The sequence below is a fragment of the Actinacidiphila acidipaludis genome (genome assembly GCF_019890725.1).
Classification (GTDB): Bacteria; Actinomycetota; Actinomycetes; order Streptomycetales; family Streptomycetaceae; genus Actinacidiphila; species Actinacidiphila acidipaludis.
In genome coordinates this window covers 1-15,025 of record NZ_JAINZZ010000039.1, presented here as the reverse complement: position 1 = coordinate 15,025, position 15,025 = coordinate 1, and the positions used below count along the sequence as shown (strand labels likewise).

Annotated in this window: 14 protein-coding genes and 1 pseudogene; 8 read left to right on the top strand and 7 right to left on the bottom strand. The window is 73.3% G+C overall.

The window, feature by feature from the left end; genetic code table 11:
* Window positions 1–99: 99 nt before the first annotated feature.
* Entirely contained in the window at window positions 100–768 is a 669-nt protein-coding gene (locus tag K7862_RS25295) for a class I SAM-dependent methyltransferase (RefSeq protein ID WP_222966469.1), read from the bottom strand.
* Between the two features lie 224 nt (window positions 769–992).
* Between K7862_RS25295 and K7862_RS25290 the strand changes: the two genes are divergently transcribed.
* From K7862_RS25290 to K7862_RS25280, 3 genes are all read left to right on the top strand, one after another.
* Window positions 993–1,559 carry a helix-turn-helix domain-containing protein gene (locus K7862_RS25290; RefSeq protein WP_222966467.1) on the top strand — a complete coding sequence of 189 codons (567 nt, stop codon included), beginning with the start codon at window positions 993–995 and terminating at the stop codon, window positions 1,557–1,559.
* Entirely contained in the window at window positions 1,543–2,169 is a 627-nt protein-coding gene (locus K7862_RS25285; protein WP_222966465.1) for a hypothetical protein, read from the top strand. The genes K7862_RS25290 and K7862_RS25285 overlap by 17 nt, the downstream gene beginning before the upstream one ends.
* Before the next feature lie 217 nt (window positions 2,170–2,386).
* Window positions 2,387–2,758 carry a DUF2516 family protein gene (locus K7862_RS25280; RefSeq protein WP_222966462.1) on the top strand — a complete coding sequence of 124 codons (372 nt, stop codon included), beginning with the start codon at window positions 2,387–2,389 and terminating at the stop codon, window positions 2,756–2,758.
* Between the two features lie 77 nt (window positions 2,759–2,835).
* Here the strand turns inward: K7862_RS25280 and K7862_RS25275 are convergent, their stop codons facing one another.
* Together K7862_RS25275 and K7862_RS25270 are read right to left on the bottom strand one after the other, a co-directional pair.
* Window positions 2,836–4,233, bottom strand: coding sequence for a PP2C family protein-serine/threonine phosphatase (locus K7862_RS25275; RefSeq protein ID WP_222966460.1), 1,398 nt, complete (start codon window positions 4,231–4,233; stop codon window positions 2,836–2,838).
* 218 nt (window positions 4,234–4,451) lie between these two features.
* A complete protein-coding gene (locus K7862_RS25270; RefSeq protein WP_262413772.1) occupies window positions 4,452–5,186 on the bottom strand; it encodes a class I SAM-dependent methyltransferase in 735 nt (244 codons plus the stop codon).
* A gap of 415 nt (window positions 5,187–5,601) precedes the next feature.
* Between K7862_RS25270 and mshA the strand changes: the two genes are divergently transcribed.
* The 3 genes from mshA to K7862_RS25255 all read left to right on the top strand — a co-directional run bounded on the left by mshA (window position 5,602) and on the right by K7862_RS25255 (window position 9,394).
* Window positions 5,602–6,939 carry a D-inositol-3-phosphate glycosyltransferase gene (gene mshA / locus K7862_RS25265; RefSeq protein WP_308012174.1) on the top strand — a complete coding sequence of 446 codons (1,338 nt, stop codon included), beginning with the start codon at window positions 5,602–5,604 and terminating at the stop codon, window positions 6,937–6,939.
* A complete protein-coding gene (locus K7862_RS25260; protein WP_222966456.1) occupies window positions 6,932–7,567 on the top strand; it encodes a YbjN domain-containing protein in 636 nt (211 codons plus the stop codon). The genes mshA and K7862_RS25260 overlap by 8 nt, the downstream gene beginning before the upstream one ends.
* 105 nt (window positions 7,568–7,672) lie before the next feature.
* The gene (locus K7862_RS25255) at window positions 7,673–9,394 is read left to right on the top strand and encodes a glycosyl hydrolase family 28-related protein (protein WP_222966454.1); all 1,722 of its coding nucleotides are present in this window, start codon (window positions 7,673–7,675) and stop codon (window positions 9,392–9,394) included.
* 66 nt (window positions 9,395–9,460) lie between these two features.
* On the opposite strand, the gene K7862_RS25250 is transcribed toward K7862_RS25255, so the two are convergent.
* Window positions 9,461–10,750: an MDR family MFS transporter gene (locus K7862_RS25250; protein WP_222966452.1), complete on the bottom strand. Its 1,290-nt coding sequence runs from the start codon at window positions 10,748–10,750 to the stop codon at window positions 9,461–9,463.
* Window positions 10,751–10,842: 92 nt separating this feature from the next.
* Here K7862_RS25250 and K7862_RS25245 point away from each other — a divergent pair, with 92 nt between their 5' ends.
* On the top strand, window positions 10,843–11,598 hold the full coding sequence (locus tag K7862_RS25245; RefSeq protein ID WP_222966450.1) for a phosphoglyceromutase: 756 nt from the start codon (window positions 10,843–10,845) through the stop codon (window positions 11,596–11,598).
* A gap of 166 nt (window positions 11,599–11,764) precedes the next feature.
* Here the strand turns inward: K7862_RS25245 and K7862_RS25240 are convergent, their stop codons facing one another.
* From K7862_RS25240 to K7862_RS37825, 3 genes and pseudogenes are all read right to left on the bottom strand, one after another.
* Window positions 11,765–12,304 carry a GNAT family N-acetyltransferase gene (locus K7862_RS25240; RefSeq protein WP_222966448.1) on the bottom strand — a complete coding sequence of 180 codons (540 nt, stop codon included), beginning with the start codon at window positions 12,302–12,304 and terminating at the stop codon, window positions 11,765–11,767.
* Window positions 12,305–12,776: 472 nt separating this feature from the next.
* Window positions 12,777–13,490, bottom strand: a complete 714-nt coding sequence (locus K7862_RS25235; RefSeq protein WP_308012173.1) for a LysR substrate-binding domain-containing protein — start codon at window positions 13,488–13,490, stop codon at window positions 12,777–12,779.
* Window positions 13,491–13,545: 55 nt separating this feature from the next.
* Window positions 13,546–13,656 (bottom strand): annotated as a pseudogene (locus K7862_RS37825) (LysR family transcriptional regulator); the annotation flags it as partial.
* A 570-nt stretch (window positions 13,657–14,226) separates the two neighbouring features.
* Here K7862_RS37825 and K7862_RS25230 point away from each other — a divergent pair.
* Window positions 14,227–14,898, top strand: coding sequence for a DUF4097 family beta strand repeat-containing protein (locus K7862_RS25230; RefSeq protein WP_222966446.1), 672 nt, complete (start codon window positions 14,227–14,229; stop codon window positions 14,896–14,898).
* Window positions 14,899–15,025 lie beyond the last annotated feature (127 nt).

Genomic DNA, 15,025 nt, shown 5'->3' with positions numbered 1-15,025 from the left:
GGCCGGCGCGGGCCCCGGCCGCACGGCCCGTCTCCCCGAGGACGAGGGCGCGGACGACCTCGACGGCCCCCGCGAAGTCGGGGCCGGGCGGTCACGGTGTCAGGCCTCCGCGGGCTTGTGGGCGAGGAGGACGGCCTGGCGTCCCTGGCTGGGGAGTTCGGTCACGTCGGGCTCGCGGATCATCCGGGCGTCGACGGTGAGGCCGGCATCCGTCAGCAGGCCGGCGACGCGGTCGGGGTCGCGCCAGTAGACGTCGAACGACACGGTGTGGCCGTAGGCCTGCTCGCGTCGCCACACCTGGTCGCCGACCTTGAAGCCCAGGAGCATGCGGCCGCCGGGGGCCAGGACGCGCGCGCACTCCGCGAAGACGGCCGGCAGGACCTCCGGCGGCGTGTGGACGGTGGAGTACCAGACGAGGGCGCCGCCCAGGGAGTCGTCCGCGAGGTCCAGCGCGGTCATCGACCCGACCTCGAACCGGAGCCCGGGATGGGTCCGGCGGGCGACGGCGACCATGCCGGGGGAGAGGTCGATGCCGAACACGTCCTCGACGCCGAGGGCGCGCAGGTGCGCGGTGACCCGCCCGGGCCCGCACCCGAGGTCCGCGACCGGCCCGGTGCCGGGCGCCTTCACCAGTTCCGCGAACGCCGCCAGCATGGCGCGGTCCAGCGGCTTGCCGTCCAGCTCGTCCCGCAGCATCCGTTCGTAGCTGACCGCGACGGTGTCGTACATCGCGCGCGTCGTCTCCAGGTACCCCGCCTCATCACTCATGCCGGCCGACCCTAACCACCCCCACTGACACCGGGCCGCCGGTGTCCACCGGCCGCACCTTCCTTGCCCCGGGCGGACGTTCGGGTTTCGCCGCACCCGCACCGGGGAGGCGGCGTGAGTCCGCGGCCCGGCCGCGGACGGTGACACGGGCGCGTACGCGGACGGGTAACACAGTTGCAAGCAGCGTGCTTGCAAAAGTTAGCGGATGGAGGCACTCTGTGGGCATGGGTGCACTGAAGGTGGGCGGTCTGGGGGAGTTCCTGCGGGAGCAGCGGCGCAGCGCGCAGCTGAGCCTGCGGCAGCTCGCGGACGCCGCCGGAGTGTCGAACCCGTACCTGAGCCAGATCGAGCGCGGGCTGCGCAAGCCCAGCGCGGACATCCTGCAGCAGCTCGCGAAGGCCCTGCGGATATCCGCCGAGACGCTCTACGTCCAGGCGGGGATGCTCGACGCCCGCGAGCGGGACGAGCTGGAGGTGCCCGCCGCGATCATGGCGGACCCGTCGATCAACGAGCGCCAGAAGCAGGTGCTCATCCAGATCTACGAGTCCTTCCGCAAGGAGAACGCCGCGGCCCGCGAGGAGGCCGCCGCCGCGGAGGGGGACGCCACCGGGCGCCCCTCCGGCCCGGCCGACGACGAGCCCACGCTCGCCGGCGAGTCGGCGCACGCCGACGAACCCACCGGAACCACGCGCACCACACGCACCACGAACGCCACACACGGCACCGACGACGAAGAACATGCGGGGCCCGTCCCCGTACGGGAGGAAACCGGCAATGACGATCACCGATGACATCGTGAAGAGCCTGCGCAACCCCACGCCGCTGTACGCGGTCGCCGGGACCGCGGACCTCGCCGCGGAGAAGCTGCGGGAGGTGCCGGCGCTGCTCGGCAGGATCCGGGAGCAGGCTCCCGAGCACATCGAGAAGCTCCGCGGCACCGACCCCAAGGACGTGCAGCAGCGGGTCAGCACGCATGCCAAGGACGCCCAGCAGCGCGTCGCCGCACAGGCCAAGGACGCCCAGGCCCGCCTCAACGGCACCTTCTCCGACGTGGACCTGAAGGAACTGCGGGGGGACTTCCGCAAGCTCGGCGAGTCCGTGCAGGGCTTCGCGCTGCAGGGCGTGGGCCGGGCCGCCGAGTACGCGGTGAAGGCCCGTGAGACCTACGACGGGCTGGCCGAGCGCGGCAAGGGCGCCGTCGCCACCTGGCGCGGCGAGGCCGCCGACGAGGTCGTGGAGATCGCCGCGGCCGTCGAGCCCAAGCGCGACTCCGCCGCGAAGTCCTCCCGGGCCGAGGGCGCCTCCGGCTCCGCCGCGAAGCCCGCGGCCGCCAGGAAGACCACCACCACCACTCCGCGCAAGCCGGCCGCCAGGAAGGCCGCCGACAAGTCCGCGAAGTGAGCACACGCCCCGGGAGACCGGGGCCGCGCCCCGCGAGGCCGCGCCCCGCGGAGAGGAAGCCGTTTCACCGACGGGCCGGGCACGCTATGCGCGTCCGGCCCGTTGGGTGGGTAGGACGGGTACCGTGGACGGCGGTCGTCAACAGCAGGCAAAGGCCGCACGACCGGCAAGACGGACAGGCCAGACGGCGACTCAGGTGGAAACAGGCGGTGGACAGGTGCTGATCACGGGATTCTTCACGGTCTTCGGCGTGATCTCGTTGGTGCTCTTCCTCTTCGCGGTCTTCGCGTTCGTGGACGCCGCGATCCGCCGTGACGACGCGTACCGGGCGGCGGACAAGAACACGAAGGGGTTCTGGCTGATCATCCTCGGCATCGCGGCCGTGGTGATGAAGCTCTTCTCGCTGCTGTCGTTCCTGCCGATCATCGGCCTGGTCGCCGTGATCGTCTACATGGTCGACGTCCGGCCGGCCCTCCGCGCCGTCTCGGGCCGTCCGCGCGGGAGCCGCCCCCTGCTGCGCGGGCGCCGCAACCGCGGTGGCGGCAGCAGCAGCGACGGCCCCTACGGCCCCTACAACGGCCGCCGCTGAGCCCTGACGCGCGGCCCGTCCGCCGCCCCCGTTCGGCCGTACGGCACGGGGGCGTACGGGCGGTGTGCGGGCGCGGGTCAGCCGTCGTGCCGCTCCAGCAGCACGACCGCCACGTCGTCGGTCAGCTCGCCGCCGTTGAGGTTGCGGGCCTCGGTGACGACCGCGTCCAGCAGTTCCTCACCGTCCAGCCCGGCGGCCAGCATCCGCGACGTGATCCGCACCATGCCGTCCTGGCCGAGCCGCAGCGTGCCCTCGCCGATGTGGCCCTCGATCAGGCCGTCGGTGTAGAGCATCAGGCTCCAGCCGGCGTCCAGCCGGACCCGGATCCGGTGCCAGTAGGCGTCCGGCAGCAGCCCGAGCGCCGGGCCGCCCTCCTCGAACGGCAGCAGTCCCGGCTCCTGCCCGGCCAGCACCATCAGCGGCGCCGGATGCCCGGCCAGGTGCACGTCGGCGGACTCGCCGTCCGGCGCGATGTCCACGATGCACAGCGTGGCGAAGATCTCCTCGTCCGCCCGCTCGTGCACCAGCACGTCCTGCAGGGTGCGCAGCAGCGCCTCCCCGCCCAGCCCGGCGAAGGTCAGCGCGCGCCAGGCGATGCGCAGTTCGACGCCGAGCGCGGCGGCGTCGGGGCCGTGCCCGCAGACGTCGCCGATCATCGCGTGCACCGTGCCGTCGGCCGTGCGCACCGTGTCGTAGAAGTCGCCGCCGAGCAGCGCGCGGCTGCGGCCGGGGCGGTAGCGGGCGGCGAACCGCAGCCCCGTCGCGCCCTCCAGCAGCGGGGTGGGCAGCAGGCCGCGCTCCAGCCGCGAGTTCTCCTGGGCGAGCAGCCGCGACTCGGTGAGCTGGCGCTGGGCCAGGTCGGCCCGCTTGCGCTCGACCGCGTACCGGACGGCCCGGGTCAGGGTCGGCGCGTCCACGGACTCCCGGGCGAGGTGGTCCTGCGCGCCGATGCGGACCGCTTCGGCGGCGCGGCCGTCGAGGTCGGGGCCGTCGGTCAGTACCAGGACGGCGGTGCCGGGCGCGATCCGCAGCACCTCGGGCAGCCGCTCCAGGACGTCGGGCAGGTCCAGCAGGATGCAGTGCACGTCGTCGGTGAGCAGGCGCCCGGCCGCGGTCAGGTTGCGGGCGCGCAGGACGCGGACCCGCGGCCCGGAGCCCTCCTGGAAGTACGGCGCGGTGAACGCGCCGGTCGGGTCGTCGCCGACCACGAGGAGGGTCAGCACGGCCGGTCCCGCGACACTGTCCTGGCGCTGCCGGGGGAGGGTGAAGGCGCCGCCCTGCTGGGCGGCCTCCGGCTCCTGCGGGTGGTCCTGCCGCTCCTGCGGGTACTCCTGCGCCGGGCCCTGCGGCCCGTCCTGGCTCTGCTGTCCGGGCCCGGCCGGCTCCAGCGCGGTGTGCGCGGGCATGGGGGCGGGACCCTCGGCCCCGGTGTCGGTGGCTGAGGGCCGTTCGGTGCCGCGCCTTGCTGCGGACATCAAGCGACTCCCTTCCTCCCCCCGAGGAACATCAGGCGACCCTAGTGGCAGAAGACGACGTCACGGGAGGCCCGGAAGTAAACCGTCAGCGTCATATGCAATGGCCAGAGGGGGATTTCGGGGTGGATGTGCTGATCCGCACATGACCAACGTCACGCTGCAGAGCCACAACCGTGCCCCGGATTCAGCCCTCTTACGGGTTCGCGGGTGCGGCTCGGTCAGCGGCCGGCGGCGGGCGCGACGGCGTCCCAGGCGAGGGTGATCTCGCCCTGGCGCCAGCGGGCCGGGCCGTCCAGCACCGGCCAGCCGGCCTCGCGCAGGTCCCGGACCGCCCGGATCCAGCGCTGGCGCGCGCCGAGCGCGGACAGCGGCGCCGCGGCCGCCCAGGCGCGGTCGAACGCGGTGAGGAACGCGTGCACCGGCTCGCCCGGGACGTTGCGGTGGATCAGCGCCTTCGGGAGACGTTCGGCCAGGTCGGAGGGCCGCTCCAGGGAGCCGAGGCGGGTGGCGAAGGTGACCGTGCGCGGACCCTCGGGGCCCAGCGCCACCCAGACGTGGCGGCGGCCGATCTCGTCACACGTGCCCTCGACCAGCAGGCCGCCCGGGGCGAGGCGGGTGCGCAGCCGCGCCCAGACGGCGTGGACCTCGGACTCGTCGTACTGCCGCAGCACGTTCGCGGCACGGATGAGCAGGGGGCGGTGGCCGCCCGGGAGGGGGACCTCGAAGCCGCCGTGCACGAAGGTGAGGCCGTCACGTGCGTACGGCTGCGCTGCCGCCACGCGCGCCGGGTCGATCTCGACGCCGACCACGCGGGCGTCCGGGCGGACGCGGCGGAGGCGGCCGAGGAGCTCGACGGCGGTCCAGGGGGCGGCGCCGTAGCCGAGGTCGACGGCGACGGGGTCGGGGGAGCGGCGGAGTTCCGCGGCGTGGGCCGCGGCGATCCAGCGGTCCATGCGGCGCAGGCGGTTGGGGTTGGTGGTGCCGCGGGTCACCACGCCTACCGTTCGCTTGCCGCCTGCCACTCTCGCAGCGTAACCGCCTCGGGCCCCGTCACCTCCACCAGCGCCCGGGCACTCCGCCCCGGCCCCCGCTGCCACCACCGGCCGGTGGTCCGGCGCGGACGGAACTGCCCCTTTGGGGCGGACGGCGGAGTGCGGCGCCATCGTGGCTGGTCGCGCAGTTACCCGCGCTCCTCGTGGTTGCCGTGCGCCCGCACAGGGCGAGTCCTCATCGGCGGGTGGCGGGGTCGTGCAGGGGGCGGCCGGATGGGTAGGCGGTAACCGTTCGGCAACGGAGGAAATGGAATCGCAGATTCCAGCGTTGGCCCCCGTTGACGACGGGGGTACGGCTGCCGGAAGGACTCACAGGGTGACCCAGTACACGTCCCGCCTCAGCGCGCTCCGCGCCGGCCCCCACAAGCGGTGGACGGTCGGGCGCCGCGTGCGCCGCGTGGCGATGCTGAGCGTGCACACCTCACCCCTGCACCAGCCCGGCACCGGCGACGCCGGCGGCATGAACGTCTACATCGTCGAGCTCGCCAAGCGCCTCGCGGAACGCGACATCGAGGTGGAGATCTTCACCCGCGCCACCAGCGGCGGCCTGGCCCCCGCGGTCGAGCTCGCCCCCGGCGTCCTCGTCCGGCACGTGGACGCCGGCCCGTACGAGGGCCTGGCCAAGGAGGAGCTGCCGGCCCAGCTCTGCGCCTTCACCCACGGCGTGATGCAGGCCTGGGCCGGTCACCGCCCCGGCCACTACGACCTGGTGCACTCCCACTACTGGCTGTCCGGCCACGTCGGCTGGCTCGCGGCCGAGCGCTGGGGGGTGCCCCTGGTGCACGCCATGCACACCATGGCCAAGGTCAAGAACGCCGCGCTGGCCGAGGACGACTGCCCGGAACCGACCGCCCGCGTGATCGGCGAGACCCAGGTGGTCCGCGCCGCCGACCGCCTGATCGCCAACACCGACGAGGAGGCCGCCGAGCTGGTCCGGCACTACGAGGCCGCCCCGGCCAAGGTCGCCGTCGTCCACCCCGGCGTCAACCTCGAGCGCTTCCGTCCGGACGGCGGACGGGCCGCCGCGCGCGCCCGGCTCGGGCTGCCGCAGGAGGCCGTGATCCCGCTGTTCGCCGGCCGGATACAGCCGCTGAAGGCCCCCGACGTGCTGATCAGGGCGGTGGCCGTGCTGCTGGAGGAGGACCCCTCGCTGCGCGACCGGCTGATCGTGCCGGTGGTCGGCGGGCCGTCCGGTTCGGGCCTGGCGAAGCCGGAGGCGCTGCACAAGCTCGCCGCCCGCCTGGGCGTGTGCGACGTCGTCCGCTTCCAGCCGCCGGTGTGCCAGGAGGAGCTGGTCGACTGGTACCGGGCCGCGACCGTCCTGGTCATGCCGTCGTACAGCGAGTCCTTCGGACTGGTGGCCATCGAGGCGCAGGCCTGCGGAACGCCGGTGATCGCGGCGGCCGTCGGCGGCCTGCCCGTCGCCGTCCGCGACGAGCAGACCGGCTTCCTGGTGCCGGGCCACGACCCGCACGACTACGCGGCCGTGCTGCGCCGGTTCGTCGACCACCCCCATCTGGGGGACGCCATGGGCGAGGCGGCGGCGCACCACGCCCGCGGCTTCGGCTGGGGCACCGCGGCCGCCGAAACCGCCGAGGTCTACGCGGCGGCGCAGTACGAACACCGCCGTCACCTACGATCGATCCATGGCTGAGCACCCCCACGACGAGCGCGCGACGGCCGGTCCGAAGGCTGCCGCGGCGGACTCCGCGCCCGACCGCCCGGACGCCCCCGCCGTCGACGCCGCCCCGGCCGGACCCGCGGGCGCCGACTCCGAGCGCACCCGCGCCGCCGCCGAAGCCGCCGAGGCCGTCGAACGGGCTCTCAGCGAGGCCGAGCTGAGCTGGGAGTCCCCGCGGCCGGGCACATATGTGACCCAACTGCCGGGCACGCGCAAGCTGTCGACGACCTGCCAGCTCATCGTCGGCCGCCACACGCTCTCCCTGAACGCGTTCGTCGTGCGCCGTCCCGACGAGAACCACGAGGCGTTCTACCGCTGGCTGCTGGAGCGCAACCTGCGCCTGTACGGGGTGAGTTACGCGATCGACCGGCTCGGCGACGTCTATCTCAACGGGCGGCTGCCGCTGGCCGCGGTGTCCGCCGAGGAGGTCGACCGGCTGCTCGGCCAGGTCGCCGAGCACGCCGACGGCTCCTTCAACGTGCTGCTGGAACTGGGCTTCGCGTCCTCGATCCGCAAGGAGTACGCCTGGCGGGTGTCCCGTGGTGAGTCCACGCGGAACCTGGACGCGTTCACCCATCTGACCCAGGACCTCGCCGAGTAGCGACCGGTCGGCAGGGTTCGCCCTCTTCCCCCGCCCGTCGCCGCGTGGCACCCTCGTGGCCGTCGCACTCCTGAATCGTGTTCAGATACGTGAAAGGCGGACCCCATGGCGATGAGTCGCAGACGGCTGCTGGCCGCGAGTATCCAGGTGACCTCGGCGGCCGCGGTGGCCGGCGCGCTCGGCGGTACGGGCACGGCCCAGGCGGCCGAGGCGGCCCCGGCCGTCCCGGCCACCGGCGGTTCCGCCGGCCCGTCGTCGTCCGGCAGCCAACCCCCCGGTCTGTGGGCCGAGTTCAGGGCCACCCCGTACACGCACCCGCAGATCCCCTACGTCGCCAGGGCCGGCTTCGACGGCGCCCGGCACTTCCCGCGGCATCCGGTGCGGGCCGACGTCCTCCACTACGGGGCCGTGCCGGACGGTTCCGCCGACTCCGCGCCCGCGATCAACCGTGCCCTGCGCGAGGTCGGCGAGGCGGGCGGCGGCACCGTCCTCGTCCCGCCCGGCACGTACCGGATCGACGACGTGATCCAGGTCGGCTGGAGCAACACCACCCTGCGCGGTGCGGGCAGCGGCCGTACCACCCTCTACGCCACCAAGTCGCTGACCGACGTGATCGGCGTCTACGGCAGCCGGTACGGCGGCGACAAGTCCTCCTGGTCCTGGGCCGGCGGCCTGGTGTGGATGTGCCCGGCCGACCGCTACCGGACCCTCACCGACGCGATCCGTGCGAAGGCCTGGCCGTTCGAGGGCTGGACCGGCAACAAGCGCGACGAGTTCGAGGTGCTGGCCACCGTCACCGCCCCTTCACCGCAGGGCAGTTGGTCCGTCACCGTGGACGACGCGCACCGGCTGCGGCCCGGCGGCCGGGTCCTGCTGCAGTACGCCGACGATCCCGCCCACGGCCTGCTCGACCACATGGCGGGCGACGTCGAGGGCGCGGCCGCGTACGACTGGAGCGACAAGTCCAAGCTGCTGTCGTACGTCCCCTACGAGTGGCCGGCCCGGGTCGCCTCGGTGCGCGGCCGGCGGGTGACGTTCGACCGCCCGCTGCCGCTGGACACCCGGCTGCTGTGGAACCCGCGGATCACCACCTGCGTGCCGCCGCTGGTCAACTCCGGGGTGGAGGGCCTGACCATCCGCATGACGCCCACCCCTCAGTCCCCGCACCTGCTCGACAAGGGCTACAACGGCCTGGTGGCGCAGTGCACATGGGACTGCTGGGTGGACGACGTGCACGCGATCGACGTCGACAACGGTTTCCTGATGGTCGCGGCCAAGGCCACCACCTTCCGCCGCACCCGGGTCTCCGGCCGCGGCAGCCACCACCCCTACGCCTGCCGCGAGGGCGCCCACGACAACCTCTTCGAGGACTTCCGCATCGACCAGCGCACGGTGCTCCCGGCGCCGCCCGGCACCCAGCTGCACGGCATCAACGTCGAGGGACTGTCCTCCTACAACGTCTGGTCCCGCGGCGACATGGAGATGGGCACCTTCGACACCCACCGCGGCCTGCCGTTCGCCAACGTGCGCACGGACATCACCGTCTCCAACGACGGCGCCCACGGCGGCGACGCCAGCGCGGGACCGCTGTACGGCGCGCGCTTCACCCACTGGAACGTCACGGTCACCAACGGCCGGGCCGGCTGCGTCAAGATCGACGACATCGCGCCGCGCAGCGCGACGTTCGCCCTCTCGACGGTCACGCCGTTCGGCCAGATCGACGTACCGGACTTCGGCGGGGCGCTGGACTCGCGGCTGGAGGCGTACGGGACGCCGGGAGTGGCGCCGGTCAACCTCTACGAGGCGCAGCGGGAGTTGCTGCTCTGAGGCTCCGCCGGGGCGACGGCGGTCGGGCCGGGGCGGCTGGTCGGCGGGCCGCTCGGGCCGCCCGGGTCAGCCGCCGACGGCTTCCGGCCGGGGGTCCGCGGCCTGGGCGGCGACGGGGAGGGCCGGGGCGGGCGCGGGACGGACCCGCAGCAGGGCGTAGTACCCCGCGGCGGCGACCGTGCCGACCAGCGCGCACGCCGCCCAGACCGCGTCGCGGCCCAGGTTGTCGTAGACCAGGCCGCCGCTCAGCGGTCCGGCGAAGGACGCGGCCGACCAGGCGAGCGTGTACATGCCCTGGTAGCGGCCGCGGGCGGTGGCCGGAGCCAGGTCGGCGACGACGGACATCGAAGCGGGGGCGTGCACGATCTCGCCGAGCGTCCACACCACCACCGTCAGCGAGTACAGCCCGACCGTGCCCGCGAAGGCGGTGAGGCCGAAGCCCCAGGACATCAGCAGTGAGCCGGCGGCGAGCAGCCCGGCGGTCGGCCGGCTGCGCAGGAGGCGGGTCAACGGGATCTGCAGGACGACGATCACCAGGCCGTTGATGGCGGCGACCAGGCCGAACTGGCGGGCGGACAGGCCGTGCGCACCCATGTCGACGGCGAGGGTGGAGTTGCCCTGCTGCATCACGCTGCCCAGCAGGAAGGTCAGGCCGACCAGGCCCATGAAGCGCTGGTCGCGCAGGACGTCGGCGAGGCGGATGCCGGCGGGGGCTTGGACAACTGCGGTGGCCGGGCCGTTCGCGAGGGCTGCCGGGGCAGCCGTGACGTTCAGCGTCTCCTTGGCCTTGGCGAAGACGACGACGGCGCACAGCACGGTGGTGAAGGCGTCGCCGAGGAACAGCCACAGGTAGCCGGCGGCGGCGATGAAGCCCGCGGCGGCGGCCGAGACGCCGAAGCCGATGTTGATCGCCCAGTAGTTGAGGGAGAACGCCCGGACGCGGTCCTTGGCCGGGACCAGGTCGGCGATCATCGCCTGCAGCGCGGGCCGGGAGGCGTTGCTGGCCAGGCCGAGCAGGGTCGCCACGGCGGCGATGGCCAGGGGGGCGGTGACCAGGCCGAGGACGGCGGTGGTCACGGCGGCCCCGACCTGGGCGGCGAGCAGCGTCGTCCGGCGGCCGAGCCGGTCGGCCAGGACGCCGCCGAGCACCGCGCCGCCCGCGCCGCCGAGGCCGTAGAGCGCGGCGACCAGGCCCGCGTACGAGGCGGAGTAGCCGCGCTGCACCGTGAGGTACAGGGCGAGGAAGGTCACCACGAAGCCGCCGAGGCGGTTGATCAGGGTGCTGGTCCACAGCCACCAGAACTGGCGGGGCAGGCCGCCGACCGTCTCGCGTACCGCCCGTGTCGCCGCCCCCACCGTGGCCCTCCCCTGTAACAACCGATCTCGCCGTGCGCAGCTTACATAGGCCCGGGGAGGAGCGCCAACGCATTTCTATTAGGCTCAGGACCATGGCTGCTGCTGCGTACAAGCTGATCCTGCTCCGCCACGGCGAGAGTGAGTGGAACGCGAAGAACCTGTTCACCGGCTGGGTGGACGTCAACCTGAACGAGAAGGGCGAGAAGGAGGCGGTCCGGGGCGGTGAACTGCTCAAGGAGGCCGGCCTGCTCCCCGACGTGGTGCACACCTCGCTGCTGAAGCGGGCGATCCGGACGGCGCAGCTCGGCCTGGAGGCGGCCGACCGGCACTGGATTCCGGTGCGGCGCTCGTGGCGCCTCAACGAGCGGCACTACGGGGCGCTGCAGGGCAAGGACAAGGCCCAGACCCTCGCCGAGTTCGGCGAGGAGCAGTTCATGCTGTGGCGCCGGTCCTACGACACCCCGCCGCCGCCCATCGACCCCGGCAGCGAGTTCTCGCAGGCCGACGACGCGCGCTACGCCTCGATCCCGCCGGAGGTGCGCCCCCTCACGGAGTGCCTGAAGGACGTCGTCGAGCGGATGCTGCCGTACTGGTACGACGGCATCGTGCCGGACCTGCTGGACGGCAAGACGGTCCTGGTCGCCGCGCACGGCAACTCGCTGCGCGCCCTGGTCAAGCACCTGGACGGGATCTCGGACGCCGACATCGCGGGCCTGAACATCCCCACCGGCATCCCCCTGGTCTACGACCTGGACGCCGACTTCCACCCCGTGACCGGCGGCCACTACCTCGACCCGGCCGCTGCGGCCGCGGCGATCGAGGCGGTCAAGAACCAGGGCAAGAAGTAGTTCTATTTCGTCACCATGCCCCCGGCCTGCGCTTCCTGCGCGGATCGGGGGCGTTTTGACGGCCTGGGCCTGGAAAGGCCCCGGGTGAACCTTGCGGCAGGGGGGCCGATGAGCGAGCGCGTGCGCCGGTTGCCGGCGGTCGTCTACTGGGTCGCTTGCGCGGCGCTCAGAGGGACCGTGTGACCGGCGACCGTATGCCGAGCCACTGTTCGGCGTCCCAGGCCTCGAACCGCTCCACCTCGGTGAACCCGAGCTTCGCCGCGAGGCGCATCGATCCGAGGTTGGCGGACTGGGTCGTGAGCACCACCGGCTCGCCCGGCAGCACGCCGTCGAGCCAGTCGAGGGCCGCCGCGCACGCCTCGAAGGCGTACCCGTGCCCCCACGCCCGCGGCAGGAACAGATAGCCGAGATCGGCCTTCCCCGCGGCAGCCGGACGACGGTGCCCGGTCGCCCTCCTGAGCAGCACCTGGCCGATCATCGACCCGTCGAGCTCGACCACGAAGCTGCCGGCCCACCGCTCGGGCACCTCGGGCATCTCGCGCTCCAGTTCGTCCCGCGAGCGCGGACCGCCGAGGTACGTGTTCACCTCCGGCGAGGCGAACAGCTCGATGAACCCCTCACGATCCCGCGCCTCGGCCCCCCGCAGCACCAGCCGCTCGGTCCTGATCGCCGCGGGCGGCCACGCCACCGGTCCCAGATCATCCATCCGCGCAAGCTAACAGATCGTCGGACGATTCCGGCCGGGCACCGCTGACCGCCCGGCTCACGTCCGCCAACTCCGCGGGCGACGGGCGTTGTTGAGCTCAGAGGACTCCCGGCGGACTGCCGATCAGCGCCGGGATGGCCTTATCTGCGATGACGGACGTACCAGGCCACGGCGGCCACGATCAGGATCGAGAGCGCGAACGCCCAAGCGGTGGCTGCGGCGTTGTAGGAGCGGGAAATGAGGGCCAGCATGTCTGGTCGGTTACCCCGGGCTGCGGCGCCGCAGCCGGATGGCCCTGGGGGCGAGTGCGTTGCCGCACCTCCGCGCGGGCCCCCGCGTCCCGAAGTGCGGCTGCCGCGGTCGCCGCGGCCTCCTCGGGAAGGTCGGCGAGGACGATCACCGGGGCGCGGCCGCTCAAGGCCACCACCGTCTCGGCCCCTTCCCAAGATCCGGCCCGGCCCCGCAGCCTGGACTATTCCGGGGGAGGGACGGCTTGGGCGAGGGACGGGATCAGGGGGTTGGGGTTGTCCGTGCGCCAGATGAAGGCCCAGCGGCAGGGGGGCGCGTCCCGGACGGGGGTGAAGGCCGGGCCGGGCCAGGGGTAGAAGCGGGCCGCCTCGGCCACGGTCGCGACGACGGCCTCCCCCGCGAACACCGCCTTCATCTGGTCGTCCCACGCGACGACCTCCGGGCCGCGGGCGATCGGCCGGCCCGAGGGCGTGTGGAACGGCTGGAAGACCTCCTCCATCGACGCCGGGATGGGCGACCGGTGCGACACGAACGTCAACTCGCCGAAGTCCTCCCGGCAGACGGACTCCCGCTCGGCGTACGGGTGCGTGGCCGCGGTCAGCAGCACGATCGGCGAGGTGTGCGTGACCGGGCCGACCGTGAACTCGGGGTCCTCCACCGGCAACCACATGTGCGCCACGTCGAGTTCGCCCGCTCGCAGCGCGGTGAGCGGGCCGACCGGGCTGATGTCGCGGTGTTCGACCCGCGCGGCCGGGTTGCGGTCCCGGAACCGAGCGACGACCTCCTGGATCATCCAGCTCTGCGGGCCCATCGTGCCCAGCGTCAGTGTGCCGCCCGACGTTCGGACGGACGCCGACACCTCCTCGATCCCGTCGAGGATCTGCCGGTACGCCGGCCGCAGCGCCTGTGACAGCCGCTCGCCCTCGGGCGTCAGCACGTACCGTGCGGGAGGTGCGCTCGAACAGCGGCGCCCCGATGCGGCGTTCCTGCTTCTTGATCGCGTGGCTGACCCGCGACGGCGTGACGTGCAGCCGCTCGGCCGTACGTCCGAAGTGCAGCTCTTCCGCCAGCGTCAGGAAGATCTCGATGTCGCGCAGTTCCATGGCCCCCTCCGGACCGTGAACCTAACGGTCACCGCTGCGGTGCCACAACACGCATCGGTGACCCGTGCGGCAACGCAGCCTTGCCGAGATCGCCGTTGATGGCGGGCCGGCGCCCGGCCACGCTGAGACCAGCCGCGCCGCAGGCCAGGGGTGCGGTGGCCGGTCAGCACATCGGCCGGTCAACGCATCGGGGAGCCCGCATGACCGGACAGGTGCCGAACTCGGGGGTCGGGGCTGTCGCCGTCCCGGAGCCGTCGCGCGGCGAGCGCAAGAGGCGACGAGGACGCACGACGTCGATACCGCCGCCGCCGGACCCGGGTCCCTCGGGCTGCGGCGTGCACCCGTGCCCGCGGCCCCGTAGCGTTCAACTTCGCTCATTGCAATGGACGATCCAGGAGTTCGTTGCGTTCCCGTCAGCTCCAGTGCAATGAAATCCTTGACTCCACCTGCATGATTGCCGGTTGCGTGCAACAAACTCGTTGCTGCATCTCTGAATGCAACGTAGCGTTTCCAGTGTCGGAAACAGCGGGCCGACGAGCGAGCCCGCACCGCTACCAGCAGGAGCACACGATGCAGACGTTCAAGACCCCCGCCCCCATCGCCGTCGTCCTCGACGTCCCCGCCGGACGGGTCCGCCTCGTCGCCGGCGAGCGCGCCGTCACGACCGTGGAGGTCCGGCCCGCCGACGCCTCGAAGAGCCGTGACGCGCGGGCGGCGGAAGAGTACGAGGTCACCTACGCCGACGGGGTGCTGAGGGTCGGGCCAGGGGCGGCGAGACACCGGGTCCTCGGCGGTTCCGGATCCGTCGAGGTGACGGTTCACCTGCCCGCCGGCTCGCGCCTCGACGCGAAGGTGGCCGCCGCCGAACTCCGCGGCGAGGGGCGGCTCGGCGACGTGACCGTCGACGGCCGGCAGGCCGGCGTCGACCTCGACGAAGCCGCCGGCGCCCGCGTGACCGTCCTGGCCGGCGACGTCTCGGTCGGCCGGCTCGGCGGTCCCGCGGAGATCAGCACGCAGAAGGGCGACCTGCGGATCGCGGAGGCGGTGCGCGGCGCCGTCGTCCTGCGTACCGGGCACGGCGACATCGAGGTCGGCGCGGCCACCGGTGTCTCCGCGTCGCTGGACGCGGGCACCGCCCACGGCCGGATCCACAACGCGCTGAAGAACGCCGAGGGCGCCGCCGCGGACCTGACCGTCCAGGCCACCACCGCCTACGGCGACGTCACCGCCCGCAGCCTGTGAACCCGCGGCCCGCGAACTCCCGCACCCCGCAACCGCATGCGGCCGACATCCGCCCCCCACAGAGGAGCAACCCCCAATGACCAGCATGGACATCGCGGCGCACGGGCTGCGCAAGTCCTACGGCGGT